Source organism: Geodermatophilus dictyosporus (genome assembly GCF_900115505.1).
Taxonomy (GTDB): domain Bacteria; phylum Actinomycetota; class Actinomycetes; order Mycobacteriales; family Geodermatophilaceae; genus Geodermatophilus; species Geodermatophilus dictyosporus.
This window is the reverse complement of sequence record NZ_FOWQ01000002.1, coordinates 226315-252787: the sequence shown is the minus strand read 5'-3', so window position 1 is coordinate 252787 and position 26473 is coordinate 226315. Positions and strand designations below refer to the sequence as shown.

Annotated in this window: 28 protein-coding genes; 7 read left to right on the top strand and 21 right to left on the bottom strand. The window is 75.0% G+C overall.

The window, feature by feature from the left end; translation table 11 throughout:
- Positions 1-67 precede the first annotated feature (67 nt).
- Together BMZ33_RS04745 and BMZ33_RS04740 are read right to left on the bottom strand one after the other, a co-directional pair.
- Entirely contained in the window at positions 68-316 is a 249-nt protein-coding gene (locus tag BMZ33_RS04745) for a WhiB family transcriptional regulator (RefSeq protein ID WP_091108384.1), read from the bottom strand.
- Between the two features lie 302 nt (positions 317-618).
- On the bottom strand, positions 619-1641 hold the full coding sequence (locus BMZ33_RS04740; RefSeq protein ID WP_091108382.1) for a diacylglycerol/lipid kinase family protein: 1023 nt from the start codon (positions 1639-1641) through the stop codon (positions 619-621).
- 71 nt (positions 1642-1712) lie between these two features.
- Here BMZ33_RS04740 and BMZ33_RS04735 point away from each other — a divergent pair, with 71 nt between their 5' ends.
- Positions 1713-2186: a hypothetical protein gene (locus tag BMZ33_RS04735; RefSeq protein ID WP_091108380.1), complete on the top strand. Its 474-nt coding sequence runs from the start codon at positions 1713-1715 to the stop codon at positions 2184-2186.
- A gap of 14 nt (positions 2187-2200) precedes the next feature.
- Here BMZ33_RS04735 and BMZ33_RS04730 read toward each other — a convergent pair whose 3' ends face one another.
- The 6 genes from BMZ33_RS04730 to sodN form a co-directional block, all read right to left on the bottom strand.
- Positions 2201-2983: an HAD-IIA family hydrolase gene (locus BMZ33_RS04730; protein ID WP_169063890.1), complete on the bottom strand. Its 783-nt coding sequence runs from the start codon at positions 2981-2983 to the stop codon at positions 2201-2203.
- 4 nt (positions 2984-2987) lie between these two features.
- The gene (locus BMZ33_RS04725) at positions 2988-3479 is read right to left on the bottom strand and encodes a GNAT family N-acetyltransferase (protein WP_091108378.1); all 492 of its coding nucleotides are present in this window, start codon (positions 3477-3479) and stop codon (positions 2988-2990) included.
- On the bottom strand, positions 3476-4303 hold the full coding sequence (gene pssA / locus BMZ33_RS04720) for a CDP-diacylglycerol--serine O-phosphatidyltransferase (protein ID WP_091108376.1): 828 nt from the start codon (positions 4301-4303) through the stop codon (positions 3476-3478). The genes BMZ33_RS04725 and pssA overlap by 4 nt, the downstream gene beginning before the upstream one ends.
- A 10-nt stretch (positions 4304-4313) precedes the next feature.
- Complete coding sequence (locus tag BMZ33_RS04715; protein ID WP_091108374.1) at positions 4314-5003, bottom strand: phosphatidylserine decarboxylase; 690 nt, start codon at positions 5001-5003, stop codon at positions 4314-4316.
- A 73-nt stretch (positions 5004-5076) separates the two neighbouring features.
- Positions 5077-5505, bottom strand: a complete 429-nt coding sequence (locus tag BMZ33_RS04710) for a VOC family protein (protein WP_091108371.1) — start codon at positions 5503-5505, stop codon at positions 5077-5079.
- A 136-nt stretch (positions 5506-5641) separates the two neighbouring features.
- Complete coding sequence (gene sodN / locus BMZ33_RS04705) at positions 5642-6046, bottom strand: superoxide dismutase, Ni (RefSeq protein ID WP_091108369.1); 405 nt, start codon at positions 6044-6046, stop codon at positions 5642-5644.
- Between the two features lie 51 nt (positions 6047-6097).
- On the opposite strand from sodN, the gene BMZ33_RS04700 reads away from it, so the two are divergent.
- Positions 6098-6499, top strand: coding sequence for a S26 family signal peptidase (locus tag BMZ33_RS04700; RefSeq protein WP_169063889.1), 402 nt, complete (start codon positions 6098-6100; stop codon positions 6497-6499).
- Here BMZ33_RS04700 and BMZ33_RS04695 read toward each other — a convergent pair.
- Entirely contained in the window at positions 6466-7077 is a 612-nt protein-coding gene (locus BMZ33_RS04695) for a dTDP-4-dehydrorhamnose 3,5-epimerase family protein (protein WP_091108367.1), read from the bottom strand. The two genes, BMZ33_RS04700 and BMZ33_RS04695, sit on opposite strands and share 34 nt — an antisense overlap.
- A gap of 84 nt (positions 7078-7161) precedes the next feature.
- Between BMZ33_RS04695 and BMZ33_RS04690 the strand changes: the two genes are divergently transcribed.
- Together BMZ33_RS04690 and BMZ33_RS04685 are read left to right on the top strand one after the other, a co-directional pair.
- Positions 7162-8382 (top strand): NAD(P)-dependent malic enzyme, encoded by a 1221-nt coding sequence (locus tag BMZ33_RS04690; protein WP_091108365.1) that lies wholly within the window; start codon positions 7162-7164, stop codon positions 8380-8382.
- A 226-nt stretch (positions 8383-8608) separates the two neighbouring features.
- Positions 8609-8911, top strand: coding sequence for a hypothetical protein (locus BMZ33_RS04685; RefSeq protein ID WP_169063888.1), 303 nt, complete (start codon positions 8609-8611; stop codon positions 8909-8911).
- Between the two features lie 16 nt (positions 8912-8927).
- Here BMZ33_RS04685 and BMZ33_RS04680 read toward each other — a convergent pair whose 3' ends face one another.
- The 6 genes from BMZ33_RS04680 to BMZ33_RS04655 all read right to left on the bottom strand — a co-directional run bounded on the left by BMZ33_RS04680 (position 8928) and on the right by BMZ33_RS04655 (position 16560).
- Complete coding sequence (locus BMZ33_RS04680) at positions 8928-9641, bottom strand: metal-dependent hydrolase (protein ID WP_091108363.1); 714 nt, start codon at positions 9639-9641, stop codon at positions 8928-8930.
- 113 nt (positions 9642-9754) lie between these two features.
- A complete protein-coding gene (locus BMZ33_RS04675) occupies positions 9755-9940 on the bottom strand; it encodes a DUF6104 family protein (RefSeq protein ID WP_091108360.1) in 186 nt (61 codons plus the stop codon).
- 6 nt (positions 9941-9946) lie between these two features.
- The gene (locus BMZ33_RS04670) at positions 9947-13900 is read right to left on the bottom strand and encodes a multifunctional oxoglutarate decarboxylase/oxoglutarate dehydrogenase thiamine pyrophosphate-binding subunit/dihydrolipoyllysine-residue succinyltransferase subunit (protein WP_091108359.1); all 3954 of its coding nucleotides are present in this window, start codon (positions 13898-13900) and stop codon (positions 9947-9949) included.
- Between the two features lie 129 nt (positions 13901-14029).
- Positions 14030-14830 carry an ankyrin repeat domain-containing protein gene (locus tag BMZ33_RS04665; RefSeq protein ID WP_091108356.1) on the bottom strand — a complete coding sequence of 267 codons (801 nt, stop codon included), beginning with the start codon at positions 14828-14830 and terminating at the stop codon, positions 14030-14032.
- A 42-nt stretch (positions 14831-14872) separates the two neighbouring features.
- A complete protein-coding gene (locus BMZ33_RS04660) occupies positions 14873-15640 on the bottom strand; it encodes an ABC transporter permease (protein ID WP_091108354.1) in 768 nt (255 codons plus the stop codon).
- The gene (locus tag BMZ33_RS04655; RefSeq protein WP_169063886.1) at positions 15637-16560 is read right to left on the bottom strand and encodes an ABC transporter ATP-binding protein; all 924 of its coding nucleotides are present in this window, start codon (positions 16558-16560) and stop codon (positions 15637-15639) included. The genes BMZ33_RS04660 and BMZ33_RS04655 overlap by 4 nt, the downstream gene beginning before the upstream one ends.
- 275 nt (positions 16561-16835) lie before the next feature.
- Between BMZ33_RS04655 and BMZ33_RS04650 the strand changes: the two genes are divergently transcribed.
- Complete coding sequence (locus tag BMZ33_RS04650; protein WP_169063885.1) at positions 16836-17951, top strand: adenylate/guanylate cyclase domain-containing protein; 1116 nt, start codon at positions 16836-16838, stop codon at positions 17949-17951.
- Between the two features lie 82 nt (positions 17952-18033).
- On the top strand, positions 18034-19671 hold the full coding sequence (locus BMZ33_RS04645) for an ABC-F family ATP-binding cassette domain-containing protein (protein WP_091108352.1): 1638 nt from the start codon (positions 18034-18036) through the stop codon (positions 19669-19671).
- A gap of 94 nt (positions 19672-19765) precedes the next feature.
- Here the strand turns inward: BMZ33_RS04645 and BMZ33_RS04640 are convergent, their stop codons facing one another.
- From BMZ33_RS04640 to BMZ33_RS04630, 3 genes are read right to left on the bottom strand one after another with little or no spacing between them, the layout of a single operon-like run.
- The gene (locus BMZ33_RS04640) at positions 19766-20323 is read right to left on the bottom strand and encodes a GNAT family N-acetyltransferase (protein WP_091108350.1); all 558 of its coding nucleotides are present in this window, start codon (positions 20321-20323) and stop codon (positions 19766-19768) included.
- A 2-nt stretch (positions 20324-20325) separates the two neighbouring features.
- Positions 20326-21414, bottom strand: a complete 1089-nt coding sequence (locus tag BMZ33_RS04635) for an alpha/beta fold hydrolase (protein WP_091108348.1) — start codon at positions 21412-21414, stop codon at positions 20326-20328.
- Positions 21335-21748 (bottom strand): hypothetical protein, encoded by a 414-nt coding sequence (locus tag BMZ33_RS04630; protein WP_091108346.1) that lies wholly within the window; start codon positions 21746-21748, stop codon positions 21335-21337. The genes BMZ33_RS04635 and BMZ33_RS04630 overlap by 80 nt, the downstream gene beginning before the upstream one ends.
- A gap of 127 nt (positions 21749-21875) precedes the next feature.
- Between BMZ33_RS04630 and BMZ33_RS04625 the strand changes: the two genes are divergently transcribed.
- Positions 21876-22646 (top strand): SDR family NAD(P)-dependent oxidoreductase, encoded by a 771-nt coding sequence (locus tag BMZ33_RS04625; protein ID WP_169063883.1) that lies wholly within the window; start codon positions 21876-21878, stop codon positions 22644-22646.
- 39 nt (positions 22647-22685) lie between these two features.
- On the opposite strand, the gene BMZ33_RS04620 is transcribed toward BMZ33_RS04625, so the two are convergent.
- From BMZ33_RS04620 to BMZ33_RS04610, 3 genes are all read right to left on the bottom strand, one after another.
- Positions 22686-23579, bottom strand: a complete 894-nt coding sequence (locus BMZ33_RS04620) for an alpha/beta fold hydrolase (protein ID WP_091108344.1) — start codon at positions 23577-23579, stop codon at positions 22686-22688.
- Between the two features lie 78 nt (positions 23580-23657).
- Positions 23658-25841, bottom strand: coding sequence for an MMPL family transporter (locus BMZ33_RS04615; protein WP_091108342.1), 2184 nt, complete (start codon positions 25839-25841; stop codon positions 23658-23660).
- Positions 25842-25846: 5 nt separating this feature from the next.
- Positions 25847-26440 (bottom strand): TetR/AcrR family transcriptional regulator, encoded by a 594-nt coding sequence (locus BMZ33_RS04610; protein ID WP_091108862.1) that lies wholly within the window; start codon positions 26438-26440, stop codon positions 25847-25849.
- Positions 26441-26473 lie beyond the last annotated feature (33 nt).

Below are 26473 nucleotides of genomic sequence, written 5' to 3'. Positions count from 1 at the left end.
GCCGGCACCCGGGTGGGTGCCGGCCTCTCGGCGTCGTGCGGGCCGGTTCGGGCCGGCCGCGGATCGGTCAGGCGCGGATGCGGGTGCGGGACTGACGGCGCTTGAGAGCGCGCCGCTCGTCCTCGGACAGCCCGCCCCACACGCCGGAGTCCTGACCGGAGCTCAGGGCCCAGTCCAGGCAGGACGAGACGACCGAGCAGCGGCCGCAGATCGCCTTGGCCTGCTCGATCTGCACGAGGGCGGGGCCGGTCGTCCCGATGGGGAAGAACAGCTCGGGGTCCTCGTCCCGGCAGAGCGCGCGGTGGCGCCAGTCCATGTCGGTGTACTCCTCGGTGTCGGCTACGGTCGTGCTGCAGAGCGCTGACGTCGGGCCACTCGCGCAGGCGACACCGGTGTCCCAGCGTCTCGTCCCAGCGACCACCCACCGCGTTGTTACCGGCAGGTTGCGTTCCTCTCGCGATGTTTTCACCTGAGGACCGCGTGTCAAGCGCAGGCAGGGCCTGTTCCGACCCCTCGTGAGCAAGCTCACCACGGCCGTGCTAAGGACGCCACTCGGCCCGGCCGGGGTGGTTGACACGGGGCCCGTGACGTGCGAAAGCGCAGGTCGCGCGACCGCCCTCAGACGACGACGGAGAGGGCGTCCCGCACCGACCGCACGCGCAGCCCGGTCGCCGTCCCGAGGTGGTCGCCGTCGAGCTGCCACCCCTGCGGCCGCGACGCCGTCAGGGTCAGCCCGGGCAGGTCGTGGCGGCGGTGCACACCCCGGCCGCGCGCGTCGGGACGGCGGGCGAGCACCTGCCGCGAGTGGTGCAGCATCCGCAGCACGCCCATGCGGCCCAGGGCGAAGACGTCGAGGTCGGCGTCGAAGGAGGCCTCGGGGCTCGGGTTGACCGGCCGGGCGCCCAGGTAGGTCCACGGGCTGACGTTGGAGACCAGGCACAGGAACAGGCCGTCGAGGTCCGGCTCGCCCGGCAGGGCCAGCGTCATGGCCGGACGGCGGCGCTCCCGGCCGAGCACGAAGGTGCGGGTGGCCTCGCGGACGTAGAGCGCGCCGGTGGAGCGCCGCCCCCGGGCCCGCTGCGCCTCGACGCGGGAGATCACGTCGGCGTCGAACCCCATCCCGGCGGCGAAGACGAACCAGCGCGGCGGGGACCACCCCGGGTCGGCCGCGGCATCCACGGTCGCGGCGGCCGCGGCCACCGCGGGGTCGGGCTCGCGGACCGGGGCGCTGCTGGTGCCGCTGGCGCTGGCCGTCCCCAGCGACACCCGGCGGGTCCGCCCGGAGCGCAGCGAGTCGAGGATCTCGCCGGTCGCCTCGACCGGGTCGCGGGAGCGGCCCAGCGCGCGGGAGAACACGTTGGTCGAGCCGCCGGGCACGACGGCCAGCGTGGGCACGCGCGCGCCCGGGCCCTCGGCGAGCAGCCCGTTGACCACCTCGTTGACGGTGCCGTCCCCGCCGAGCGCGACGACCACGTCGACCCCGTCGTCGAGCGCCTGGCGGCCGAGCTCCCGGGCGTGGCCGCGGTGGGTGGTCTCGGCGAGGTCCACCTTCAGCTCGCTGGCCAGCGCCCCCAGGAGGACGTCGCGCACCCGGCCGGTGGTCGTCGTCGCCGCGGGGTTGGCCACCACGAGCGCGCGCATGGGGTCAGGCTAACCAGCCCGACCGGTCGGGGCGGGGCCTGCCGTGGCCGGTGACGCGTAGCCTCGCTGGTGTGACGGACGAGGACGCGACACGCCGCCCGACCAGGGCCGAGCGGCTCTTCGGCGCGGCCGCGCAGCCCTCCACCCGCCCGCCGCGCGCACCCGGTCCCGAGGCGCCGGTCGCCGTCCGCCGGGCGGCGCTGGTGGCCGCCGTGGAGGCCGCGCTGCTGCTGGGCACCGCGCTGGTCGTCCTGTGGCTGACGCTCACCAGCGATCCCGACAGCGTGGGCCGGGCGCTGGCCGAGGTGGTCTACGTCGGGGGCTTCGGCGTCGCGCTCGCGGTCGCGGCGGCCGGGCTGCGGCGGGTCGCCGGCTGGGCGCGGGGACCGGTCGTCGTCCTGCAGATCCTGCTCGGCCTGTTCGGCTACAGCACCGCCTTCCCGGGGCAGCAGCCGCTGCTGGGGATCCCGCTGATCGTCCTCGCGCTGACCGAGCTGTACCTGCTGGCCACCCCCGAGGCCCGGCTGGCGTTCGCCGACCGCTGACCGGACGAGGCTGACTAGACGAGGTCGATGACGTCGGCGATCGAGTCGAGCACCCGGCCCGGCCGGAACGGGAAGCGGGTGACGTCGGCCGCGGTGGTCGACCCGGTGAGCACCAGGATCGTGTCCAGCCCCGCCTCGATGCCGGCGACGACGTCGGTGTCCATCCGGTCGCCGATCATCACCGTGGACTCCGAGTGCGCCTCGATCCGGTTCATCGCGCTGCGGAACATCATCGGGTTCGGCTTGCCGACGAAGTAGGGCTTGGCGCCGGTGGCCTGGGTGATCATCGCGGCCACCGACCCGGTCGCCGGGAGGGGGCCCTCCGGCGAGGGCCCGGTGACGTCGGGGTTGGTGGCGATGAACCGCGCGCCCGCGCCGATGAGCCGGATGGCCCGGGTGATCGCCTCGAACGAGTAGGTGCGGGTCTCGCCCAGGACGACGTAGTCGGGGTCGGTGTCGGTCAGCGTGTAGCCGGCCTCGTACAGCGCCGTGGTCAGCCCGGCCTCGCCGATGACGTAGGCCGACCCGCCGGGCAGCTGGGAGGACAGGAAGTCCGCCGTCGCCAGCGCCGAGGTCCAGATCGACTGCTCGGGCACCTGCAGCCCGGAGCGCGACAGCCGGGCGGCGAGGTCGCGCGGCGTGAAGATCGAGTTGTTGGTGAGGACGAGGAAGCGCCGCCCGGTGTCGACCAGCCGGGCGAGGAACTCCGCCGCGCCCGGGAGGGCCTGCCCCTCGTGCACCAGGACGCCGTCCATGTCGGTCAGCCAGCACTCCGCGGGGCCGCGCTCGGTGGTCACCGCGTCAGCCTGCCCTACCGCCCGCGTCGGCGGCGAAGCCGGCCAGGGCCTCGTCGGTGAGCCGGAACACCGTCCACCCGTCCATCGGGAGGGCGCCGGCGGCACGGTAGAAGGCGATCGAGGGCTCGTTCCAGTCGAGCACCGACCACTCCAGCCGGTCGTAGCCGCGCTCGACGCAGGTGGCCGCCAGCGTCCGCAGCAGCTCCCGGCCCAGGCCGGTGCCGCGGTGCGCGGGCTGCACGTAGAGGTCCTCGAGGTGGATGCCGTGCGTGCCGCGCCACGTGGAGAAGTTGAGGAACCACAGCGCCGTGCCGACGACGGTCCCGGCGGCGACCGCGACGTGGCCGAACAGCGCCGGGGACGGCCCGAACAGCGCGGCGGTGAGCTGCTCACCGGTCAGCCGCACCTCGTGCGCGGCCTCCTCGTAGTCGGCGAGCTCGCGCACCAGGCCCACCACCGCCGGGACGTCGTCCGGCCGGATCGGGCGGACCGTCACGTGAGCACCTCCCGCACCCGCTCGGGCACCAGCCGGCCCAGCGGCGAGACCAGGGGCACCAGCACCGGCGCGAACAGGTACCCGTAGGCCAGCACGCAGCCGGTGACGACCGGGACGGTGACGAACCCGGCCACCAGCGCGATCGCGGCGGCGACCAGGCCGTAGGGCCGCCCGCTCTTCGGGCTGACCAGCGAGCGGAACGAGCGGAACCGGACGGTGCTGACCATGAGCAGCGCGGGGACGGCGACGATGAGCAGCACCCACAGCCGGTCGCGGCCCTGCATCTGGTCGCCGAAGGCGAACACCGAGGCCAGCACCACCCCGGCCGCACCGGGACTGGGCATGCCGGTGAAGTACCGCTTGTCCGCCGTCGGGTCGATGGTGGTGTTGAACCGGGCCAGCCGGATGGCGGCGCAGGCCACCCACAGGAAGCAGACCACCCAGCCCAGCGGGTCCCACTCGTCGCGCCCCTGGGAGAACAGGGTGAACGCCAGCAGCGCGGGGGCCAGGCCGAAGGACACCAGGTCGGCCAGCGAGTCGAACTGCAGGCCGAACGAGCTCACCGCGCCCACGAGCCGGGCGACCGCGCCGTCGGTGATGTCGAAGAGCACCGACAGGCCGATGAGCACCGCGGCGAGGGTGTACTGGCCGCGGATGGACACCAGGATGGCGGCGAAGCCGCACAGCATGTTGCCGAGGGTGAACAGGCTCGGGAGCGTCGCCAGCGCCCGGCGGCGGCTGCCGCGCACCGAACCCCGGACGAACTCGACGGTGGCGGTGCGCCGGGTCTGCGGGCGGCCCTCGCCCGAGGCGGAGCTGGGCACAGCGGGCCCCTCAGCCGGCGGCGGGCCAGCGGGCGATGACGGTCTCCCCGCCGCGCACCCGCTGCCCCTTCGACACGGTGATCGTGCACTCGCGCGGGAGGAACACGTCCATCCGCGAACCGAACTTCATCAGCCCGAACCGCTCACCGGTGGCCAGCCGCTGCCCGACGCCGGTGCGGGTGACGATGCGGCGGGCGAGGACGCCGACCAGCTGCCGGAAGACGACCGTGCGCTCGCCCTCCGGGTGGTCCTCGCGCAGCCACAGCTCGCTGCGCTCGTTGCGGTGCGCCGACTCCGCGCGGTAGGCGGCCAGGAAGCTGCCCTTGCGGTAGGAGCTCTCCACCACCTCGCCGCGGTAGGGCGAGCGGTTGACGTGCACGTCGACCACGGACAGGAACACGCTCACCTGCTGCCAGCCGCCCTCGGGTGCCGGCTCGGGGGCCACGCCCTCCTGCGGCTCGCCGGCGACCATCACCATCCCGTCGGCGGGGGACAGGACGACGTCGGCCGGGGGCTCCTCGCGGTCGCAGTCGCGCTCCGGGTCGCGGAAGAACAGCAGCATGTAGGCCGACAGGGCCAGGAACGGCCAGGCGGCCCGGCGGAGGCCCCGGCGTCCGGTGGACCGTCCGGCGGCGGCGAGCAGAACGGCGGGGGCCAGCGGCCCGGTGACGAGGGGCCACCCGGCGGGGTCGATGCGCATCGCTGTCAGACGGTACCGGTCCGCAGTGGACCGGTCCGGTCGCCGGCAGGTCCACCGGCGACCGGCCGGGAGGTCAGCCGGTGGTGCCGGCGCCGGGGCTCGTGGAGAGGTTGACCAGCCACCGCACGCCGAAGCGGTCGGTGACCTGGCCGAAGGTGTCGCCCCACACCTGCTGCTCGAACGGCACGTCGACCGCGCCCCCGTCGGCGAGCGCCTCGAACCACCGGGTGAGCGTCTCGGCGTCGTCCCCGGACAGCGACAGCGACAGCTTGTCCGGGCCGCCGGCGTCGGGGTCGTGCCCGTCGGAGGCCATGATCTCCAGGCCGTGCTCGGTGCGCAGGAAGGCGTGCATGACGCCGTCGGCCGGGAACTGGTCGCCCCCGCCGCCCACGTCGCCGAAGGTCATGACGTCGAGCTGCCCGCCCAGGACGGAGCGGTAGAACTCCATCGCCTCGCGGGCGTTGCCGGAGAAGTGCAGGTAGGGGTTGAGCCGGATGGCCATCGGGTCTCCTCGGTCTCGGAGGGGTCGCGGATGGGGACCGTGCCGTGCGGCGGAACCCACCGCCCGGGGGAGCCGACGGCAGCGGCCGGTGGACACCTGGTGTCCACCGGCCGCTGCCGTCGTGCGGGGGCGTCGCCTATGCGGCGGCCTTGGTCTCCCAGAAGATCCGGTCGATCTCGGCGATGTGGTCGAGCAGCTTCTGGCCCTCGGCGGGGTCCATGCTGCCCTTGCCGCCGGAGGCGCCGGCCTGCTTGGTGGCCTTGTTGAACAGCTCGTGCAGCTGCGGGTACTTCTCGAAGTGCGGGGGCTTGAAGTAGTCGGTCCACAGCACCCACAGGTGGTGCTTGACCAGGTCGGAGCGCTGCTCCTTGATGAGCACGCAGCGCATCCTGAAGACCTCGTCGTCGCTGCCCTGGTACTTCTCCTGGATGGCCTTGACGGACTCCGCCTCGATGCGGGCCTGGGCCGGGTCGTACACGCCGCAGGGGAGGTCGCAGTGCGCGGTGGCCTCCACGGCGGAGAACACGCGGCTGAACAGCATGCTCTTTCCTCCGGATGTCGCGGGATCTGGTCGTCTGCGACCCTACTCGCGGTGATCAGGTCCGACACGTCCGAGCGACCGGCACCCGAGCCGGTCCCGCCGCTGCTCAGCGCCTGGGTGCTGGCCCGGGTGAGCGGCCCGTCGATGTCGCCCACGGTGCGCCACGGCGACCGGCTCCTGGTGCGCCGGCTGCGCGCCGGGCGGGCCCGGGCCGGCGACGTCGTCCTGGCGCGGTTCCCGGCCCGGCCCGGCCTGCTGGTGGTCAAGCGGGTGCAGCGGACCCTCGACGGCGACCGGGTGTGGGTCGTGGGCGACAACCCGCTGGTCACCGACGACAGCCGCGCCTACGGGCCCGCCGTCGCCGTCGGCCGCGTCGTCGCCCGGCTGCGGCCCCGGCCCGGCCGGCTGGCCCCGCCGCCTCACCCTCCGGGCCGGGCGCGCAGCTCGGCGTAGCGCGCGGCGCACTCCGCCATGGTCGGCAGCAGCCCCCGGTCGCGCGCCTCGCCGAGGGTGGGCGCGCCGCGGTCCTTGTCCGACAGCACGAACTCCACGTCGGCCGGCCAGGGCAGGTCCAGGTCGGGGTCCAGCGGCGAGACGCCGAACTCGCGGCCGGGGGACCAGCCCGAGGAGACGAGGTAGGTCACCGAGGACCGGTCCTCCAGGGACAGGAAGGCGTGCCCGAGCCCCTCGGCGAGGAACACCGCGCGCGGCCGGTCGGCCTCGAGCAGCACGCTGTCGCAGACGCCGAAGGTCGGCGAGCCGACCCGGACGTCGACGACCACGTCGAGCACGCGGCCCGCGGGGCAGTACACGTACTTGGCCTGACCGGGCGGCACGAGCGCGAAGTGCACGCCGCGCAGCACCCCGCGGGCGGAGACGCTGTGGTTGGCCTGCGCCAGCGGCAGGGCCCACCCGGTGGCCGCGGCGAGCACGTCGGCCCGGTACCACTCGGTGAACCGGCCGCGCTCGTCGCCGTGCGGCACCAGATCGAGCACGTAGCCGTCCGGCACGGCGAGCGGGGCGATCTCCACGGGCGGCACGGTAGCGAGGCCCGGGTCGGCAGCCGCGGCCGCGCCGAACGGCGAGGGCGCCCACCCGGCTACCCTCTCGGGTCCATGGGCGCAGAGACCGGCTCGACCGGGACCACGGACGACCGCACCCCGCAGGACCCGGTGGCCGACCGCTTCACGCAGGACCCCGCCTTCGCCGTGCACGAGGGCGGCAAGCTGGCGGTCCGCCCGCTCCGGGGGATCGAGTCGCAGCAGGACCTCGCGCTCACCTACACCCCCGGCGTGGCCCGGGTCTCCAGCGCGATCGCCGCCGAGCCGGCCCTGGCGCGCCGGTTCACCTGGGCGTCGCGGGTGGTGGCGGTGGTGTCCGACGGCACCGCCGTCCTCGGCCTGGGCGACATCGGCCCGGCCGCGGCGCTGCCGGTCATGGAGGGCAAGGCCTGCCTGTTCAGCGAGTTCGCCGGGCTCTCCTCGGTGCCGGTGGTGCTCTCGACCACCGACGTCGACCAGATCGTCGAGACGGTCGCCGCCATCGCGCCGTCGTTCGGCGGCATCAACCTCGAGGACATCAGCGCGCCGCGCTGCTTCGAGATCGAGGACCGGCTGCGCGAGCGGCTCGACATCCCGGTCATGCACGACGACCAGCACGGGACGGCGATCGTCGTGCTCGCCGCCCTGCGCAACGCCGCGCGAGTCACCGGCCGGGAGCTCGGCGACCTGCGGGTGGTGGTCTCCGGCGCCGGTGCGGCCGGCATCGCCTGCACCAAGATCCTGATCGGGGCGGGGGTCGGCGAGGTCGCCGTCGCCGACTCGCGGGGCGTCGTGCACGGCGGCCGCGAGGACCTGACGCCGGTCAAGCGGTGGGTCGCCGAGAACACCAACCGCGCGGGGTACGCGGGCACGATGGCCGGCGCGCTCGAGGGCGCCGACGTCTACCTGGGCCTGTCCGGCGGCTCGGTGCCGGAGTCGGCGATCTCGACCATGGCGCCGGGCTGCATCGTCTTCTCGCTGGCCAACCCCACCCCCGAGGTCGACCCGGAGATGGCGGCCCGCCACGCGGCGGTGGTGGCCACCGGCCGCAGCGACCTGCCCAACCAGATCAACAACGTGCTGGCCTTCCCCGGCGTCTTCCGCGGCGCCATCGACGCCGGTGCCACGGCGATCACCGAGGCGATGAAGCTGGCGGCCGCCGAGGCCATCGCCGGCGTGGTGGGCGAGGACCTGGCGCCGGGCCACATCGTGCCCAGCCCGCTCGACCGGCGGGTGGCCACCGCGGTCGCCGAGGCCGTCGGCACCTGCGCCCGGGAGCAGCGCGTCACGGTGTAGTCGGGGCGGCGCGCACCGATGAGGCGGTGCTCGCCGGCCGGTCCTCCCGGTGTGGCCCGCCTCCCCGCCGGGCCCCGTCCGGGCAGGAGCACACCATGACCACCGACACGGGCACCCCCGGGCCGGCGACGCCCGCGCGGCCGCGCTGCGCACGCTCGACCGCCGCGTCGGCACCAGGGCCGTCTCGGACCCCGGCGGCCTGGGCGGCGAGGTCCGCTACGAGTGGATGGCGGGCGGGTGCTGGCTGGTGCAGCACGTGGACCTGCGCCACGGCGACGAGCACGACCGCGGGGCCGAGTGCACCGGCTGGGACGAGAGCAGCGGCGAGCTGCGGTCGCACTCCTTCGGCTCCCGGGGGGAGCTCCTCGAGTACACCTACCGGATCGAGGGCGACCTGCTGACGACCTGGTTCGGCGGCACCGACTCCCCGGCGCGCTTCGAGGGGCGCTCCAGCGCCGACGGCACCGTCAACGAGGGGGCCTGGCAGTGGCCGGGCGGCGGGTGCGCGTCGACGATGACCCGTTGCTGAGGCCGCGTGGGGCGCGCTACCCGAGGTCCATCAGCGCCTGCAGGTAAGGGTCCAGCGCCGACCGGGCGCCGGTGTTGGCGTAGCAGAACCACAGCGCGACGCCGAGGAACAGCGGCGCCAGCACGGCCTTCTCCAGGGTGGTGCCGGTGCGCATCGGCGTCAGGGCCAGCCGTCTGCGCCGGAGCAGCCAGAGCACCGGCACCGGCACGCCCTGCGTGGTGACCAGGTCGCCGGCGACGTGGGTGAGGACGCCGAGCGCGACTGCCCACGGCAGCCAGGTCGGGTGCGGTGAGTGCTCCAGCAGCAGCCAGGCGGCGGCGAAGGAGAGCACCAGGTTGCCGACGACGGTGTTCTCCGCGCGGCCGGGGATGACGAAGTGCAGCGCGCGCAGCGCCAGCCCGATGGCCAGCGCCACGACCAGCAGGCTGGACCAGTAGAGGCTGGCCGCGGCCAGCGCGACCGCGCCGAACGCGAGCGGGGCCAGCAGCGCGTCGTGGGTGCCCCAGCGGTGGCCACCGGCGAGCCGGCCGATCGCGCCGGAGGGGACGTCGGTCACCGGCCCCCACATGTCCGAGACCGTGGAACCGCTGTGGTCGAGGTCGGGCAGCATCGCGAACCCGCCGACGGCGGCGACCCAGGCCACCTGGGCGACGCCGCCCTCGACGGGCGCCCAGGGCAGGGTCGCCGCGCCCACGGCGAGACCGGAGAGGGCGTGCGAGTGACCGAGCACCTGCGCAGCGTGCCGCCGGAGCGGACGGGGGCGGGGGAGGCGCGCCCCGGGAGCCGACGAGCCGTGGCCCCCTCGCAGGATCCGGCCCCGAGCGTGCGAGGGGGGGTCCTTCCTCAGTCGTCGTCGACGTCGTCGGTGCCGCCGCGCGCCAGCCAGGTGGCCAGCCGCTCGACCGGTACCTCGAACTCCGGGTTCTGGTCGACGAAGGCCTGGAGCTGGTCGGCCAGCCAGGCGAGGGTGACCTGCTCCTCGCCCCGCCGGTCGGCCAGCTCCTCCAGCCCCCGATCGGTGAAGTACACCGGTGCTCAGCCCGCGAAGGCCTGTGCGACCAGCTCCCGCTGCTCTCCCTCGTGCACCTTGGCCGAGCCGACGGCGGGGCTGGCCGAGGCCCGGCGGCTGACGCGGCGCAGCGCCCGGCCGTCGAGGTGCTCGGGCAGGTTGCAGGCCATGAACTGCCAGGCACCCATGTTCGCCGGCTCCTCCTGCACCCAGACCAGGTCGTCGGCGTTCGGGTAGCGCCCGACGGCCTGGCGGATCTCCTCGGCCGGCAGCGGGTAGAGCTGCTCGACGCGCACGACCGCGGTGTCGGTGCGCCCCTCGGCCTCGCGCTGGGCGAGCAGGTCGTAGGAGACCTTGCCGCTGCACAGCAGCACCCGGCGGACGGCGGGGTCCTCGAGTGGCTCGCCGCCCACGCCCGGGTCGGCGAGCACCGGCCGGAAGCCCTCGTCGGTGAAGTCCGCGACCGGGCTGACGGCGGCCTTGGCGCGCAGCAGCGACTTCGGCGTGAACACGACCAGCGGCCGGTGCACGTCGGAGAGCGCCTGCCGGCGCAGCAGGTGGAAGTAGTTCCCCGGCGTCGAGCAGTTGGCGACGGTGATGTTGTTCTCCGCCGACAGCTGCAGGAACCGCTCGATGCGGCCGCTGGAGTGGTCCGGTCCCTGGCCCTCGAGGCCGTGCGGCAGGAGCAGCACCACGCCCGAGCGCTGCCCCCACTTGGCCTCGCCGGAGGAGATGAACTCGTCGATGACCATCTGCGCGCCGTTGACGAAGTCGCCGAACTGCGCCTCCCAGAGGACCAGTGCCCGGGGGTCGGCCACCGAGTAGCCGTACTCGAACCCGAGTGCGGCGTACTCGCTGAGCAGCGAGTCGTAGACGAAGAACTTCGCCTGGTCGTCGGACAGGTGCGCCAGCGGCGTGTACTCCCCGGCGGTCTCCCGGTCGATGAGCACCGCGTGCCGCTGCACGAACGTGCCGCGGCGGGAGTCCTGGCCGGCCAGCCGCACCGGCACGCCCTGCATGAGCAGCGACCCGAAGGCGAGCAGCTCGCCCATGGCCCAGTCGATGTCGCCCTCGCTGACCATCGCCGCGCGCCGCTCGAGCAGCCGCTTGAGCTTCGGGTGCACGGTGAAGTCCTGCGGCAGCGACACGTGCGCGTCGCCGATCGCCTTCATCACCTCGGCCGAGACGGCGGTGGTGACCGTCGAGACCTGCTGCGCCGGCTGGTCCATGACCGGCTGGGGCTTCGGGCTCTCGGTGATGTCGTGCGTCTCGGCGAAGGCCCGCTCGAGCTGCCCGCGGTAGTCCTTGAGGGCCTCCTCGGCCTCCTGCAGCGTGATGTCGCCGCGGCCGACCAGCGCCTCGGTGTAGAGCTTCCGCACCGAGCGCTTGCGGTCGATGATCTCGTACATCAGGGGCTGGGTCATCGACGGGTCGTCGCCCTCGTTGTGCCCGCGGCGGCGGTAGCACACCAGGTCGATGACGACGTCCTTCTTGAACGCCTGCCGGTACTCCACGGCCAGCCGGGCCACCCGCACGCACGCCTCGGGGTCGTCGCCGTTGACGTGGAAGACCGGCGCGTTGACCATCCGCGCGACGTCGGTCGAGTAGAGGCTCGACCGGGACGAGGCCGGGCTGGTGGTGAAGCCGACCTGGTTGTTGACGACGACGTGGACGGTGCCGCCGGTGCGGTAGCCGCGCAGCTGGGAGAGGTTCAGCGTCTCGGCCACGACGCCCTGGCCGGCGAAGGCCGCGTCCCCGTGCAGCAGGACCGGGAGGACGGTGAAGCCCTCCTCGCCCTTGTCGATCATGTCCTGCTTGGCGCGGACGACGCCCTCGAGGACGGGGTTGACCGTCTCCAGGTGCGAGGGGTTGCTGGCCAGCGAGACGTCGATCCGCGCACCCGGGCGGAAGGGGTTCTCGAAGGTCCCCTCGGCGCCGAGGTGGTACTTGACGTCGCCGGAGCCCTGCACGGTGCCGGGGTCGATGTTGCCCTCGAACTCGCCGAAGATCTTGGCGTAGCTCTTGCCGAGCACGTTGGCCAGCACGTTGAGCCGGCCGCGGTGCGGCATGCCGATCGCGACCTCGTCGAGGCCGTGGTCGGTGCCGGCGATGAGCACCTCGTCGAGGACCGGGATCAGCGACTCGCCGCCCTCGAGGCTGAACCGCTTCTGCCCGACGTACTTGGTCTGCAGGAAGTTCTCGAACGCCTCGGCGGCGTTGAGCCGGCCGAGGATGTGCTTCTGCTTCTCCCGGTCGGGCTGCTCGGCCTTGACCTCGACCCGCGACTGGAGCCACTCGCGCTCCTCGGGGTCGGTGATGTGCATGTACTCCACGCCGACGGTGCGGCAGTAGGAGTTGCGCAGCACGCCGAGGATGTCGCGCAGGGCCATGACCCTCTCGCCGGCGAAGCCGCCGACGGGGAAGGTGCGGTCGAGGTCCCACAGCGTGAGCCCGTGCTGGAGGATGTCCAGGTCGGGGTGGCTGCGGACCTTGAACTCGAGCGGGTCGGTGTCGGCCAGCAGGTGGCCGTTGCGCCGGTAGGACTCGATGACCTCGATGACCCGGGCTTCCTTGTCGATCTCCCCCTCGCGGCTGACCCGGACGTCGGGCATCCAGCGCACCGGCTCGTAGGGGCAGCGCAGCGACCGGAAGACGTCGTCGTAGAAGCCGTCCTCGCCGAGGAGCAGCTGGTGCAGCCGGCGCAGGAAGTCGCCGGACTCGGCGCCCTGGATGATCCGGTGGTCGTAGGTCGAGGTCAGCGTGATGATCTTGGAGATGCCGAGCTCGGTCAGCGCCTCGGCGCTCATCCCCTGGAACTCGGCCGGGTACTCCATGGCCCCGACGCCGATGATCGCGCCCTGACCGGCCGTCAGCCGCGGCACCGAGTGGACGGTGCCGATCGTGCCGGGGTTGGTCAGGCTGATGGTGGTGCCCTGGAAGTCCTCGAGGGTCAGCTTGCCGGCGCGGGCGCGGCGGATGACGTCCTCGTAGGCGCCCCAGAACTGGGCGAAGTCCATCTGCTCGGCGCCCTTGATCGAGGCGACGACGAGCGAGCGGGAGCCGTCGGACCTGGGCAGGTCGATGGCCAGGCCGAAGTTGACGTGCTCCGGCTGCACGAGGGTCGGCTTGCCGTCGACCTCGGCGAACGCCGCGTTCATGTTCGGGAAGTCGTCGAGCGCCCGGACCAGCGCGTAGCCGATCAGGTGGGTGAACGACACCTTCCCGCCGCGCGAGCGCTTCAGGTGGTTGTTCAGGACGATGCGGTTGTCGGCGAGCAGCTTGGCCGGCACCGCGCGCACGCTCGTCGCCGTCGGGACGGTGAGCGAGGCGTTCATGTTCTTGACGACGCTGGCCGCGGCACCGCGCAGCGGCGTCCGCCGGGGGCCGTCGGAGGCGGGGGCGGGGGCCGGGGCCGGCCGGGCCGGGGCCGGCGCGGCCTTCACCTTCTGGTCGGCGCGGTCGGCGGCCTGGTCGACGACGGTGGCCTCGGTGCGCTCGGGGACCGGGGTGGACCGGGGCGCGGGCTTGGGTGCGCCCGGCGCGACGGCGGGGCTGCCGGGCCGGGTGGCCGAGCCCTCGGCGTCGGCCCCGGCCGGACGCTCGGGGGAGGTGGCGGCAGCCGGGGGCGCCGGCTGCGGTGCGGGCCGGGCGGCCGGGGCGGGCTGCGACGCGGCCGGCGAGCCGTTGCCCGAGGGAGCGGGGGTCGAGGGAGCCGGGGCCGCCGGGGTCGAGGTGGCCGGGGTCGAGGCGGTCGAGGCCGGGGTCGAGGGGGCCGAGGCGGACCCGCGGTCGTCGCTGGCGGCGACCGGGCTGCCGGGCCGGTAGTCGGCGAAGAACTCGTGCCAGGCCTGGTCCACGCTGGACGGGTCGGCCAGGAACTGCTGGTACATCTCCTCGACCAGCCACTCGTTGGTGCCGAATCCGGCCACCGCGGACGAGGAGGCGGTGGAGGACGGCCGGGATGCGTTGTCGCGTGACACGGGTCGAGTGCCTTCTTCGTCGTCGGTGGGCGTCTCTGGACCGGGGACGGAGTCTACGCCCGCCGGCAGGGCTCCTCGGCGTGCAGCGGCCTGCGCCCGAGGGTCGGGGACCGGCCCGCCGGTGGTGGGTCAGTCGGTGGCGCCGGAGGCCACCAGGAGGTCGACGAGGGCGTCGCGGGCACCGGCCCCACCTGCGTCGTCACGCCGGTGGCGGGCCGCGGCGACCCGGCTGATGTCCAGCGCGCTGGCCCCGTCGCTGGTGGTGGCGTTGACGTCGGCGCCGGCGGCCAGCAGGACGCGGACCACCTCGGGCGCGTCGCCGGCCGCCACGGCGTCGTGCAGGGGGGTGCGGCCGGTGTCGGGGTCGCGCCGGTCGACGGCGGCGCCGGCGTCGACCAGCGCCCGCACGAGGTCGGCCCGGCGGCCGGCCGCGGCGGCGTGCAGCGCCCCGGCGTCGGGGTCGGCGCCGCGGTCGAGCAGCAGCCGCAGGGTGCCCGCCGCGCCGCCGATCGCGGCCACGGTCAGCAGGTCCAGGCCGGTGCGCGGGTCGGCGAGGGGCGCGCCCGCGTCCAGCTCGCGGGCCAGCTGGGTGGCGTCGTCGAGGTACGCGGCGGCCGGCGCGTCGACCGTGGCGCCCAGCGCGCACAGCAGCCCGACCAGCCCGGGGGCGTGCTCGATCGCCACGTGCAGCGGCGTCCGCCCCGACTCGGTGCGCGCGGACAGGTCGGCGCCCGCGGTCACCAGCTCGCGGACGACGTCCTCCCGGCCCGCCGACACCGCCAGGTGCAGCGGTGTCCAGCCGTCCTCCCCGCCGTGCTCGACGGTGCCGCCGAGCAGGTGCGGTGTGTCGGCGACCGCGCTGCGCACGGCGGCCACGTCCCCGTCGCGCACCAGCCGGCCGAGGCGCGGCACGGTCATGCGGGTCGTCATCCGGGTCCCCCTTGTCGTGGGTGGCGGTCGTCCGGGTGCTCCTCAGACGACGTCGCGGCGGACGGCGAGGACCGTCCCGAGGAAAGCCGTGAGCAGACCGTAGCCGAGCAGCAACAGGGCGCCCTGCCACGGCTCCAGGAGGTCGGGGGCCTGGAAGTCGGAGGTGACCGCCTGCACCGCGCCGCCGGGCAGCCACTTGTAGGCCGGCTGCAGCACGCCGATGGAGGAGACGATCGGCTCGACCACGTACAGGTACACCAGCGCCCCGACGATGGCGCCCACCTGGTTGCGCAGCAGCGCCCCGACGCCGACGCCGATCACCGCGAAGACGACCAGCACCAGCCCGGCGGCGCCCAGCGTCTGCAGGTTGTCGGCGTCCAGCGACGGGGCCGCCCCGCGCGCGCCCGCGAACAGCAGCACGACGACGACGTCGACGGCGAGCACGAGCAGCGCGATCGGCACCGCCGCCAGCGCGTAGGCGACGAGCTTGGCGGCGACCACCCGGCCGCGGCGGGGCGTGGTGAGGAAGGTGGGCGTCGCGGTCCGGTGCCGGTACTCCTGCGTCGTGCCGATGATCCCGAGGATCAGCAGCAGCACGCTGGCGTTGGCGGCGACCGAGAAGACGACCTCCTCGTACTGCGGCGTGCCCACCGCCGGCAGACCTGGCTGGCCGCCGTCCGGCTCGGCGCCGGCCAGGCCGGTGAACAGCGCGGCGAACCCGCCGACCATGACGCAGGCGCCGAGCACCAGGCCGATCCAGACCCGGGTGGTCAACAGCTTCGTCCACTCGGCGCGCACGAGGCCGGTCACCGGGCGGCTCCCTCGGGGGTGGGGGAGGTGGCGGCGAACTGCTCCTGCCCGGCGGTGAGCCGGAAGTAGAGGTCCTCCAGGCCGGTGGTCTCGGCGCGCAGCTCGTGCAGCTCGACGCCGGCGTGGAAGGCGCGGGCGCCCACCTCGGCGGGCGTCGCCCCGGTCACGGTGACCAGGCCGTCCGTGCCGCGGTCGGCCGACATCCCCGCGTCCCCGAGCACGGCGGCCAGCCGGTCGGCGTCGGGGGTGCGGGCGAGCACCGTGCCGGCGCCCTGGGCACCCGAGCGCAGCTCGGTGATCGAGCCCTGCCGCACCAGCCGGCCGGCACCGACGATGACCACACGGTCGGCGGTCTGTTCCATCTCCGACAGCAGGTGGCTGGACACCAGCACCGTGCGGCCCTCCTCGTGGGCCAGGTGCCGGAGGAAGCCGCGCAGCCAGAGGATGCCCTCGGGGTCCAGGCCGTTGGCCGGCTCGTCGAGCACCAGCACCGGCGGGTCGCCGAGCAGCGCGGTGGCCAGGGCCAGGCGCTGGCGCATGCCCAGCGAGTAGCCGCCCGCGCGGCGCCGGCCGGCCGTGGCCAGGCCGACGGCGGTGAGCACCTCGTCGGCCCGCGAGACCGGCAGCCCGGCGGCCCGGCAGTACACGCGCAGGTGGTCACGGCCGGAGCGGGCCGGGTGGAAGGCGGTCTCGAGGACCGCGCCGACGGTGCCCACCGGGTCGGGCAGCGCCGCGTAGGGGACCCCGTCGAAGGTCGCGCTGCCGGCGTCGGGGGTGATCAGCCCGAGCACCATGCGCAGCGTCGTGGTCTTGCCCGCCCCGTTGGGACCGAGGAAGCCGGTCACCGAGCCGGGCTCCACGGTGAAGCCCAGGTCGCTGACCGCACGCACGGTGCCGAAGCTCTTGGTCAGGCCTGACACCTCGACCCGCACGGGTCGGTGCCCGGCCGGGCCGCTGGCCGTCGTCGCGATGACGTGTCCCCCTCGTCGTGCACCCCCGTGCGGTGCCCATCCTGGCGCACCCGGCCGGGCGCGCGGCACGTCCGGCCCGCGCGTCGCCGGTCGTCCACCGGCCGTCCACCGGCCGTCCACCGGACGCCGGTGGCGCCGCCCGCTGCGACGGCGGTCACTACAGTGCGCGACGTGGTCCGCCTGCCCGACGTCCGTACGACGGACTGACCCGGGGGCCGGTCGCCGTGCACCCCGACGGACTGGAACCCGGCGGACCGGACCCCGCCGGCGCCGACCCGCGCGCGGACGTCCGCGACGCGCTGGAGCGGCTGCTGCTCGGCGGGCCGCGCCGGCTCACCCGGATGCAGGTGGCCGCCGCGGCCGGCATGCCGCCCGAGCGCACGCAGCGGCTGTGGCGCGCGCTGGGCTTCCCCGACGTCGCCGACGACGACCCCGCCTTCACGCTCTCCGACGTCGGGGCGCTGGCGACCCTCTCGGCGCTCATCGACTCCGGTTTCGTCGACCTCGACACCGAGGCCTCCATCGCCCGCGCCACCGCGCAGGCGCTGTCCCGGCTGGCCGACTGGCAGACCGACATGCTCGCCGAGGTGCTGACCCGGCAGGCCGAGGAGCACGGCCGGGCCGACGCCGTCGCCGCGGCCGAGACGCTGCTGCCGCTGCTGGCCCGCACCCAGGACTACGTGTGGCGCCGGCACCTGGCGGCCAACGTCGACCGGCTGCTGTCCTCCGGCGGGCCGGGTGACCGCCGGGAGCTGGCCGTGGGCTTCGCCGACCTCGTCGGCTACACCTCCCGCTCCCGCGGCATGGACGGCCGCGAGCTCGGCGCCATGGTCGAGGCGTTCGAGGCCACCGTGGCCGAGGTCATCGCCCGCTCCCACGGCCGGGTGGTCAAGACCGTCGGCGACGGCGTCCTCTACACCGCCGCGTCGGCCGTGGACGCCGTCGAGATCGGGCTGACGCTGCCCGACGTCTGGGACGACGACGACCGCCCGCAGCTGCGGGTGGGGGCCGCGCACGGCGTGGTGCTGACCCGGCTGGGCGACGTCTACTCGCCGGTGGTGAACCTGGCCAGCCGGCTGTGCTCGCTGGCCCGGCCCGGGACCGTGCTGGTCGACCGGGCGCTCGCCGGGCACCTGCGCGGCCTGCCGCAGTACCGGGTGCGGCCGATGCGCCGGGTCTCGGTGCGCGGCTACGACGACCTGCAGCCGTGGCTGGTGCGCCGCCGCCCGCCGGAGCGGACCGACACCCCGCTCGAGGAGATGCTCGACGAGATGGCCGACGAGGTGCTCGCGACCGAGCCGGACGCCGACGACGCGGGCGCGAACCCGGGCGACGGCTGAGCCGGTCGCGCGCTACCGTGGGTGCGTGCTGTGAGCCCGGACGACGTCGCACCCACCGGTCCGTCCTCCCGGGAGCCCCTCCATGAGTGCCACCCTCGTCGCGCGCGGCCTGGCCGCCGGCCACGGCGCCCGCGTGCTGTTCGCCGACCTCGACCTCGTCGTCGCCCCCGGTGACGTCGTCGGGCTGGTCGGCGTCAACGGCGCCGGCAAGTCCACGCTGCTGCGCACCCTCGCCGGTGAGCTGCCGGCGGAGTCCGGCTCGATCACCCTCAGCCCGCCGACGGCGACCGTCGGGCACCTGCCCCAGGAGCACGAGCGCCGCGCGGGCGAGACCGTCGCCGCCACGCTGGCCCGCCGCACCGGCGTCACCGCCGCGCAGGCCGCCCTCGAGGCGGCCACCGCCGACCTGACCGCCGGGGTGCCCGGTGCCGACGACGCCTACGGGGAGGCGCTGGAGCGGTGGCTGGCCCTCGGCGGCGCCGACCTCGACGAGCGCCTGGAGCAGGTGCTGGCCGAGGTGGCGCCCGGTGTCGCCCCGGACGCCGCGGTGGCCGGGCTCTCCGGCGGGCAGGCGGCCCGGGTCGGGCTGGCCGCGCTGCTGCTGTCCCGCCACGACCTGCTGCTGCTCGACGAGCCCACCAACGACCTGGACCTGGCCGGCCTCGAGCAGCTGGAGGCCTTCGTCGCCGGCAACCGCTCGGGCATCGTGCTGGTCAGCCACGACCGGGAGTTCCTCGCCCGCACGGTGACCCGCGTCGTCGAGCTCGACCTCGCCCAGCAGCTCGTGCGGGTGCACGACGGCGGCTACGAGAGCTACCTCGCCGAGCGCGAGGTCGCCCGGCGGCACGCCCGCGAGGAGTACGAGGAGTACGCCGAGACGAGGGCCGACCTCGAGGCGCGGGCCCGGATGCAGCGCAACTGGCTGGCCAAGGGCGTCCGCGACGCGGTCAAGAAGCAGCGGGACCCCGACAAGTTCATCAAGGCGCACAACCGGGCGACCGCGGAGAAGCAGGGCGCCAAGGCCAAGCAGACCGAGCGGCGCATCGAGCGGCTGGAGGTGGTCGAGGAGCCCCGCAAGGAGTGGGAGCTGCGGATGACGATCGCCGCCGCGCCGCGGGCCGGGGCCGTCGTGGCCACCCTGCGCGACGCCGTCGTCCGCCGGGGTGGGTTCACCCTCGGGCCGGTGAGCCTGCAGGTGGACTGGGGCGACCGGGTGGCCATCACCGGGCCCAACGGGTCGGGCAAGACCACGCTGCTGGGCGCGCTGCTGGGCCGGGTGCCCCTGGACGAGGGGACGGCGAGCCTGGGCCCGTCGGTGCGGCTGGGGGAGGTGGACCAGGCCCGCGGGCTGTTCGTCGGCGAGCGGCGGCTGCTCGAGGCCTTCGCCGCCGAGGTGCCCGACTGGCCCACCGCCGAGGTGCGCACCCTGCTGGCGAAGTTCGGCCTCACCGCCGAGCACGTGCTGCGGCCGGCCGGGTCGCTGTCCCCGGGCGAGCGCACCCGCGCGGCGCTGGCGCTGCTGCAGGCCCGCGGGGTCAACGTGCTGGTGCTCGACGAGCCCACCAACCACCTCGACCTGCCGGCCATCGAGCAGCTGGAGTCGGCGCTGGCCGCCTACCCGGGCACGCTGCTGCTGGTCACCCACGACCGCCGGATGCTCGAGGCGGTGGCCACCACCCGCCGCCTCGCCGTCGACCGCGGCCGGGTGACGGAGTGCTAGGGCCCGCCTGGCCCAGTCGAAGGACCTCCCCGCACCCCACCGCTCGCAGGCTCGCGGCGGACCCCTGCAGGGAGGCCGGGAGACGGAACCGGACTCAGCTCAGGTCTGGGCCGAGGGCCTCGTCGAGGCCGACGGTGGCCATGCCCGACCAGGTCTCGTCGACGTGGTGGGCCAGCACCATGAGGTCGCGCAGCTCCCCCTCGCGGTCGCGGACGTGGTCGCGCAGCAGCGCCTCCCCGGTGAAGCCCAGCGCGGTGAACAGAGCCAGCGCCGAGCCCTGCTCGGCGACGACCTCCACGACCAGCTTGCCCAGCCCGTCGCCGACCGCCGACACCAGCGCCTGGCGGGCCAGCCGGCGGCCCAGCCCGGAGCCGCGCCGGGTGGGGGAGACCACCAGCCGCACCTCGCCCACGTGCGAGGACCAGCCCGGCAGCGGCCGGACGGCGACGTAGCCGGCCACCTCGCCGCCGTCCGCGGCGTCGCCGTCGAGGGCGACCCACCGCCGTCCCGGCGCCTTGCCCGCCGCCCACGAGCGGACGACGTCGGGGTCGGTGACCTCCTCCTCGATGAAGGTCAGGTCGCCCTCGGGCAGCCCTCCGAAGAAGCGCAGCAGCGCCTCGCAGTGCGCGGCCTGCAGCTCGACGACCTCCACGTTCAGTCCTCCCCGACCTCGTCGCTGCGCTTCCGGAGGAAGCCGATGATCTCCGGCACCGTCGTCTTCGCCGCCGTCCGGCCGACGACCAGTCCCATGTGCCCGGCGTCGAGCCGCAGCTCGTGCTTGTCCTCGGAACCCACCAGGTCGATCAGCGGGGCGGTCGCCTCCGGCGGGACGATGTGGTCGCGCTCGGCGCGCACGGTGAGGAACGGCAGCCGGATGTCGGACAGGTGCACCGGGTCACCGGCGACGGTCAGCCGGTCGGTGACCATCGCGTTGTCGCGCACCAGCATCTGCACCGTCTCGCGCGCCGCCGCGCCGGGGAACGGGATGTGGTCGTCCGACCAGCCGGTCATCGCCTGGTAGGCCGAGACGTACTCGTCGTTCCAGAGCCGTTCCCACAGCGTCACGTAGCGGGTGACCTCCGCGGTGGGGGTGAGGGTCTTGAAGCCCTGCACCACCACCCGGGGCGGCACGTTGCCGTCCTCGTCGACGACGTCGTCGACCTCCAGCCCGCCGCGGAAGACGTCGGCCATCGGCCCCATCTTCGCGAAGTCGACCGGGGTGGCCAGCACGGTGAGGCTGCGCAGCGGCGCGTCGGGGTGGTGCGCGGCGTAGAGCAGCGAGAGGTCGCCGCCGAAGCAGTAGCCGAACAGGTTGACCTGGTCGGCGCCCGAGAGCTCGCGCACCCGCTCGACGGCGGCCGGGACGTAGTCGTCGACGTAGTCCTCGAGGCGGTTGTGGGCGTCCCGCTCGTCGGGCTCGCCCCAGTCGACCATGTAGACGTCGAAGCCGGCGTCGAGCAGCTGCTCGACGAAGCTGTTGCCCGGCGTCAGGTCGAGGATGTAGCTGCGGCTGACCAGGCTGAACACGATCAGCAGCGGCGGGGAGTACCGCACCTTGTCGCTGCGGTAGTGCCACAGCTGGGTGCGGCCGCGCTCCCAGACGACGTCCTTGGGCGTCAGCCCGACGCCGGGCCGGTCGACGCCGGCGACGAGCTTGATGCCGTTACGCGCGCGGAGGGCGTTGCGCTCCACGTCGCGCCGGACGCGGTCGAGCACCGCCTGGGGACTGGGCACCGTCGGCATCGGGTTCCTCCCGGGGGACGTCGGTCGGCCGCGGACGGCGGCGCTCGTTCTCCAGCTGCACGGTCAGCCGCCGGACCTCGCGGTCCAGGGCGCCGACCTGGGCGCGCAGGCGGGCGACGTCGGTGCCCGCCGGCAGGTTGACCAGGTGCCAGGCGCGGGCGGAGACGCCGCGGGCGGTGTCCTTGGCCAGGTTCTGCACCCGCTTCACCAGCGCGACGCCGGTGGCGAAGCCCGGCGTGCGCACCAGGCTCTCCGCGTGCGGGGTGACCCGCTTCTCCGCCGCGTCGAAGGCCTGCCGCCACAGGGGCGGTCCTGCTGGTGTCCCCGACGTCATCGTCCGACCTCCTCGCCGGGCCCGGCTGCCCGCGTCCGGCCCCTACCCGCCCGGCCGGTGATCCACCCCACAGTCGTGCCGGATACCGTCCGGGCAGGAAGACGGCGACGAGCGAGGGAGTGGGCGCGTGGCGGACAGGACGGTCCTGGACATGTTCCGGCTCGACGGCAGGGTGGCGATCGTGACGGGGGCGTCCTCGGGTCTGGGCGTGGTGTTCGCCCGGGCCCTGGCCCAGGCCGGCGCCGACGTCGTCCTCGGGGCCCGGCGGGAGGAGAAGATGGCCGCCACGAAGGAGGCGGTCGAGGCGGCCGGTCGGCGGGCGATCACCGTGCGCACCGACGTCGCGAAGGTCGAGGACTGCCAGGCCCTGGTCGACGCGGCCATGGCGGAGTTCGGCCGGGTCGACGTCCTGGTCAACAACGCCGGCATCGGCACCGCCGTCCCGGCGACGCGCGAGAAGCCGGAGGAGTTCCGGGCGGTCATCGACGTCAACCTCAACGGCTGCTACTGGATGGCGCAGGCGTGCGGGCGGGTCATGCAGCCGGGCAGCTCGATCGTCAACATCTCGAGCATCCTGGGGCTGACCACCGCCGGCCTGCCGCAGGCGGCCTACGCGGCCAGCAAGGCGGGGCTGATCGGCCTGACCCGCGACCTGGCCCAGCAGTGGACCGGCCGCAAGGGCATCCGGGTCAACGCGCTGGCGCCGGGCTTCTTCGCCTCGGAGATGACCGACCAGTACCCCGAGGGCTACCTCGACCAGCAGATGGCCCGGGTGCTCGTGGGCCGGGCCGGCGACCCGATGGAGCTCGCCGCGGCCCTGGTGTTCCTGGTCAGCGAGGCCGGCGGCTACGTCACCGGGACGACGATCCCGGTCGAGGGCGGCATGCTCACCAGCTGACCGGGCTCCCGGTGCCCGGCCGCGGCGGGGCACCGGGGCTCAGCGGCTGTCGGCGCGGGCGGCCAGCGCGGTGATCCGCTCGACCAGCTGCGGCCACACGTCGCGCGGCAGGTCGTGGCCCATCCCGTCGACGACGAGCAGCTCGGCGCCCGGGATCGCGGCCGCCGTGGCCCGGCCGCCGGACACGTCCACCAGCGCGTCCTGCTCGCCGTGCACCACGAGCGTCGGGACGGTGACCCGCCCGAGGTCGGCCGTGCGGTCGGGGCTGGCCAGGATCGCGGCGAGCTGCCGGGCCACACCGGCCGGGTTGTACGCCCGGTCGTAGGACAGCCCGGCCCGCTCGCGCAGGGCGTGCTCGTCGAACTCGAAGCCGGGGGAGCCGATCACCCGGTAGGCGTCGACGGCGCGCTGCACGGCGGCGTCGCGGTCGGCGGCCGGGGGAGCGAGGAGCACCCCGATCGCTGCCTCGGCCGGGGCGCCGACCGCCGGGTCGCCGGTCGTGGACATGATCGAGGTGAGGCTGCGCACCCGGTCCGGGTGCCGGACCGCCAGCAGCTGGGCGATCATCCCGCCCATCGAGGCGCCGACCACGTGGGCGCTGTCGATCCCGAGCGCGTCGAGCAGGCCGGCGGTGTCGTCGGCCATGTCGGCCAGCAGGTAGGGGACGCCCGACCGGTCGCCGCCCATGACGGCCAGGACGTCCGGCTTGCCGGCGGCGTCGAGGTGGGTGGACAGGCCGATGTCGCGGTTGTCGAACCGGACCACGTACGTGCCGCGCTCGGCCAGCATCCGGCAGAACTCGTCGGGCCAGCCGATCATCTGCGTGGCCAGGCCCATGACCAGCAGCAGCGGCGCGTCCTCCGCCGAGCCGAAGGTCTCGTAGGCCAGCTCGACGTCCCCGACGCGGACGGTCCGCACCCCGGTGTGCTCCATGGCCGGACGGTAACCCGCCGTTCCGGACGGTCGCGTGCCGGCCTGGCCGGTGACTCCGGGCACCGGCCGGGCACCGCGTCAGTCCCGGGTGGCCCCGACCAGCTCGCCGCTGTCCTCGCGCGCCGGGGACCGCTCGAGCGCGGCACCCTCGACGTCGAGCACCGGCAGCCAGCGCAGCCAGCGCGGCAGCCACCACGCCCGGCCGCCGAGCAGGGCCAGCGCCGCCGGCACCAGCACCATCCGGACGACGAAGGCGTCGAAGAGGATCCCGGCGGCCAGGGCGAAGGCGATCGACTTGATGGTGGCCTCGCCGGCGGGGACGAAGCCGGCGAAGACGCTGAACATGATCAGCGCGGCGGCGACGACCACGGGGGCCGCCTGGCGGAAGCCGGTGCGGATGGCCTCCAGCGGCGCGGTGCCGTGGGCGTGCGCCTCGTGCATCCGCGAGACCAGGAAGATCTGGTAGTCCATCGCCAGGCCGAACAGGATGCCGATGACCAGGATCGGCGTGAGGCTGATCAGCGGGCCGGTGGCGTCGAGGTTGACCACGTCGGCCAGCCAGCCCCACTGGAACACCGCGACGGTGGCGCCCAGCGCCGCGCCCACGGTGAGCACGAAGCCCAGGACGCCGACCAGCGGCACCAGCAGCGAGCGGAAGACCAGCACCAGCAGCACCAGCGCCAGCCCGACGACGAGGGCGAGGTAGACGGGCAGCGCCTCGTCCAGGCTCCGCGCGACGTCCACGCTGACCGCCGTCTGGCCGGTCACCGAGGCCTGCACCCCGTCGGTGCCGGGGAGCAGGTCGCGCAGGTCGGCGACCAGCTGCTCGGTGGCCGGGTCGGTCGGCCCGGACTCCGGGACGACGGTGAGCAGCGCGGCGGTGCCGTCGGCGTTGGGCACCGGCGGGGTGACCAGGGCGACGTCGTCGAGCTCGCCCACCCGGCCGCTGAGGCCGGCTGCCGTCCGCGGCGCGCCGTCGCCCTCGAACAGCACGGTGATCGGGCCGTTGAACCCCTCCCCGAAGCCGTCGGCGAGCAGCTCCTGCGCGCGCTCCTGCGTGCTGTCGGCCGGCGGGGCCTGCACCAGCGTGGTCTGCATGGAGGAGAACGGGACCGCGACCGTCCCGAGGGCCGCGACCGCCAGCAGCAGCGTGACCACGCGGTGGCGGGTGACGGTGGCGACCCAGCCGGCGAGGAAGCCGGGCCGGGCGGCTCCGTGCGCGCCGTGCCGGGCCGCGCCGGGCCGCTGCCGGCGCGGCAGCGCCCGGACGCCCAGGAAGCCCAGCACGGCCGGGACCAGGGTCAGGGCGACGAGCACGGCGACGACGATCGTGGCGGCGGCGGCCACGCCCATCTGGGTCAGGAACGGGATGCCGACGACGGCCAGGCCGACCAGCGCGATGACCACGGTGAGCCCGGCGGTGACCACGGCCGACCCGGCGGTGCCGGTGGCCACGGCGACCGCGGTGGGCACGTCGGCGCCCCCGCGCAGCTCCTGGCGGAAGCGGGTGACGATGAACAGCGCGTAGTCGATGCCGACGGCCAGGCCCAGCATCGCGGCCAGCGTGGGCGTCGTCGAGGACAGCTCGGTGAAGCCCGTGGCGATCGTGATGCCGAGGACGCCGATGCCGACGCCGACCAGCGCGGTCAGCAGGTTGAGCCCGGCCATGGCCAGCGCGCCGTAGGTGACGGCGAGGACCATGAGCGCGACGACGACCCCGATCGCCTCGGCCGGGCCGCCGACGTGCGGCGGCTCCTGCACCGCCTCGCCGCCGACCTCCACGGTCAGGCCGGTGCCGCGGGCGTCGTCGACGGCGGTCAGCAGCGCGTCCTGCTGCTCGGGGGTCACCTCGCCGGGGGCGGCGTCGTAGGTGACGGTGCTGTAGCCGGTGGTCAGCCGGGGGTCGACCGCGGGCGCGGCCGGGTCCAGCGGGTCGGTGGCCGAGGCGACGCCGGGCAGCTGCGCGAGCTCGCCGGCCAGGCCGGTGACCGCGGCGGCGTTCTCCGGGGTGGCCAGCGTCTGGCCGTCGGGGGCCTGGAGCACCACGCGGGCGGTCGCGCCGCCGACGCCGCCGAACTCCTCGCCGATGCGCTCGAGCGCGGTCGTCGACTCCTGCCCGGGGATGGAGAACGAGTTGGTGGTCTCACCGGCCAGGGTGACCGCGCCGACGCCGCCGCCCACGAGGACGAGGAGCCAGACGAGGACGACCGGCAGCCGGTGGCGGTGCGACGCGGCACCGAGCCGGGACAACGAGACAGCCATGCAGATCAGGCCTCCGCCTGTTCGGGGTGGGGACGGGCGGCGCCGGGGCTGCGGTGGCCCAGCGCGTCGGTGCAGGTGGCGACGACGTGCGGCCGCCACGCGGTGGTGCGGTCCTGCTGGTGGGCCGCGAGGGTCAGGACGGCGAGGGCGGCCAGCGCCCCCAGGACCCGGACCACCCGCTGCGGCTCGGTGGTCGCGAGGTCGACGTCGAAGGCGCGCAGGACCAGCTCGGAGGTGGCCGAGGACCGGTCGTCCTCGTCGCCGGGGCGGGTGGCCGGGGCGAGCAGCAGGGCGACCATGCCGGGGTGGGCGAGGGCGACGTCGACGAGCACCTCGACGGCGCGGACGTCGCGCGCCGCGCCCGCCGGGAGGTCGCCGACCTCGGCGAGCACCTGCCGTCCCAGCGTGTCGGCCTGGGCCAGGACGGCCTCGTGCAGCGCGTCCTTGCTCCGGAAGTGGTGCAGCAGGCCCGCCTTGGACAGGCCGACGGCGCCGGCGACGTCCTGCACGGAGGTCTTGGCGAAGCCGCCGCGGGCGAACAGCGCCGCAGCGCGGTCGAGGATGCCCTCGTCGACCTGGTGCCGGAAGGGGCGCGCCACGCGGACCACGATAGCCCGCACCGACCGATCCGG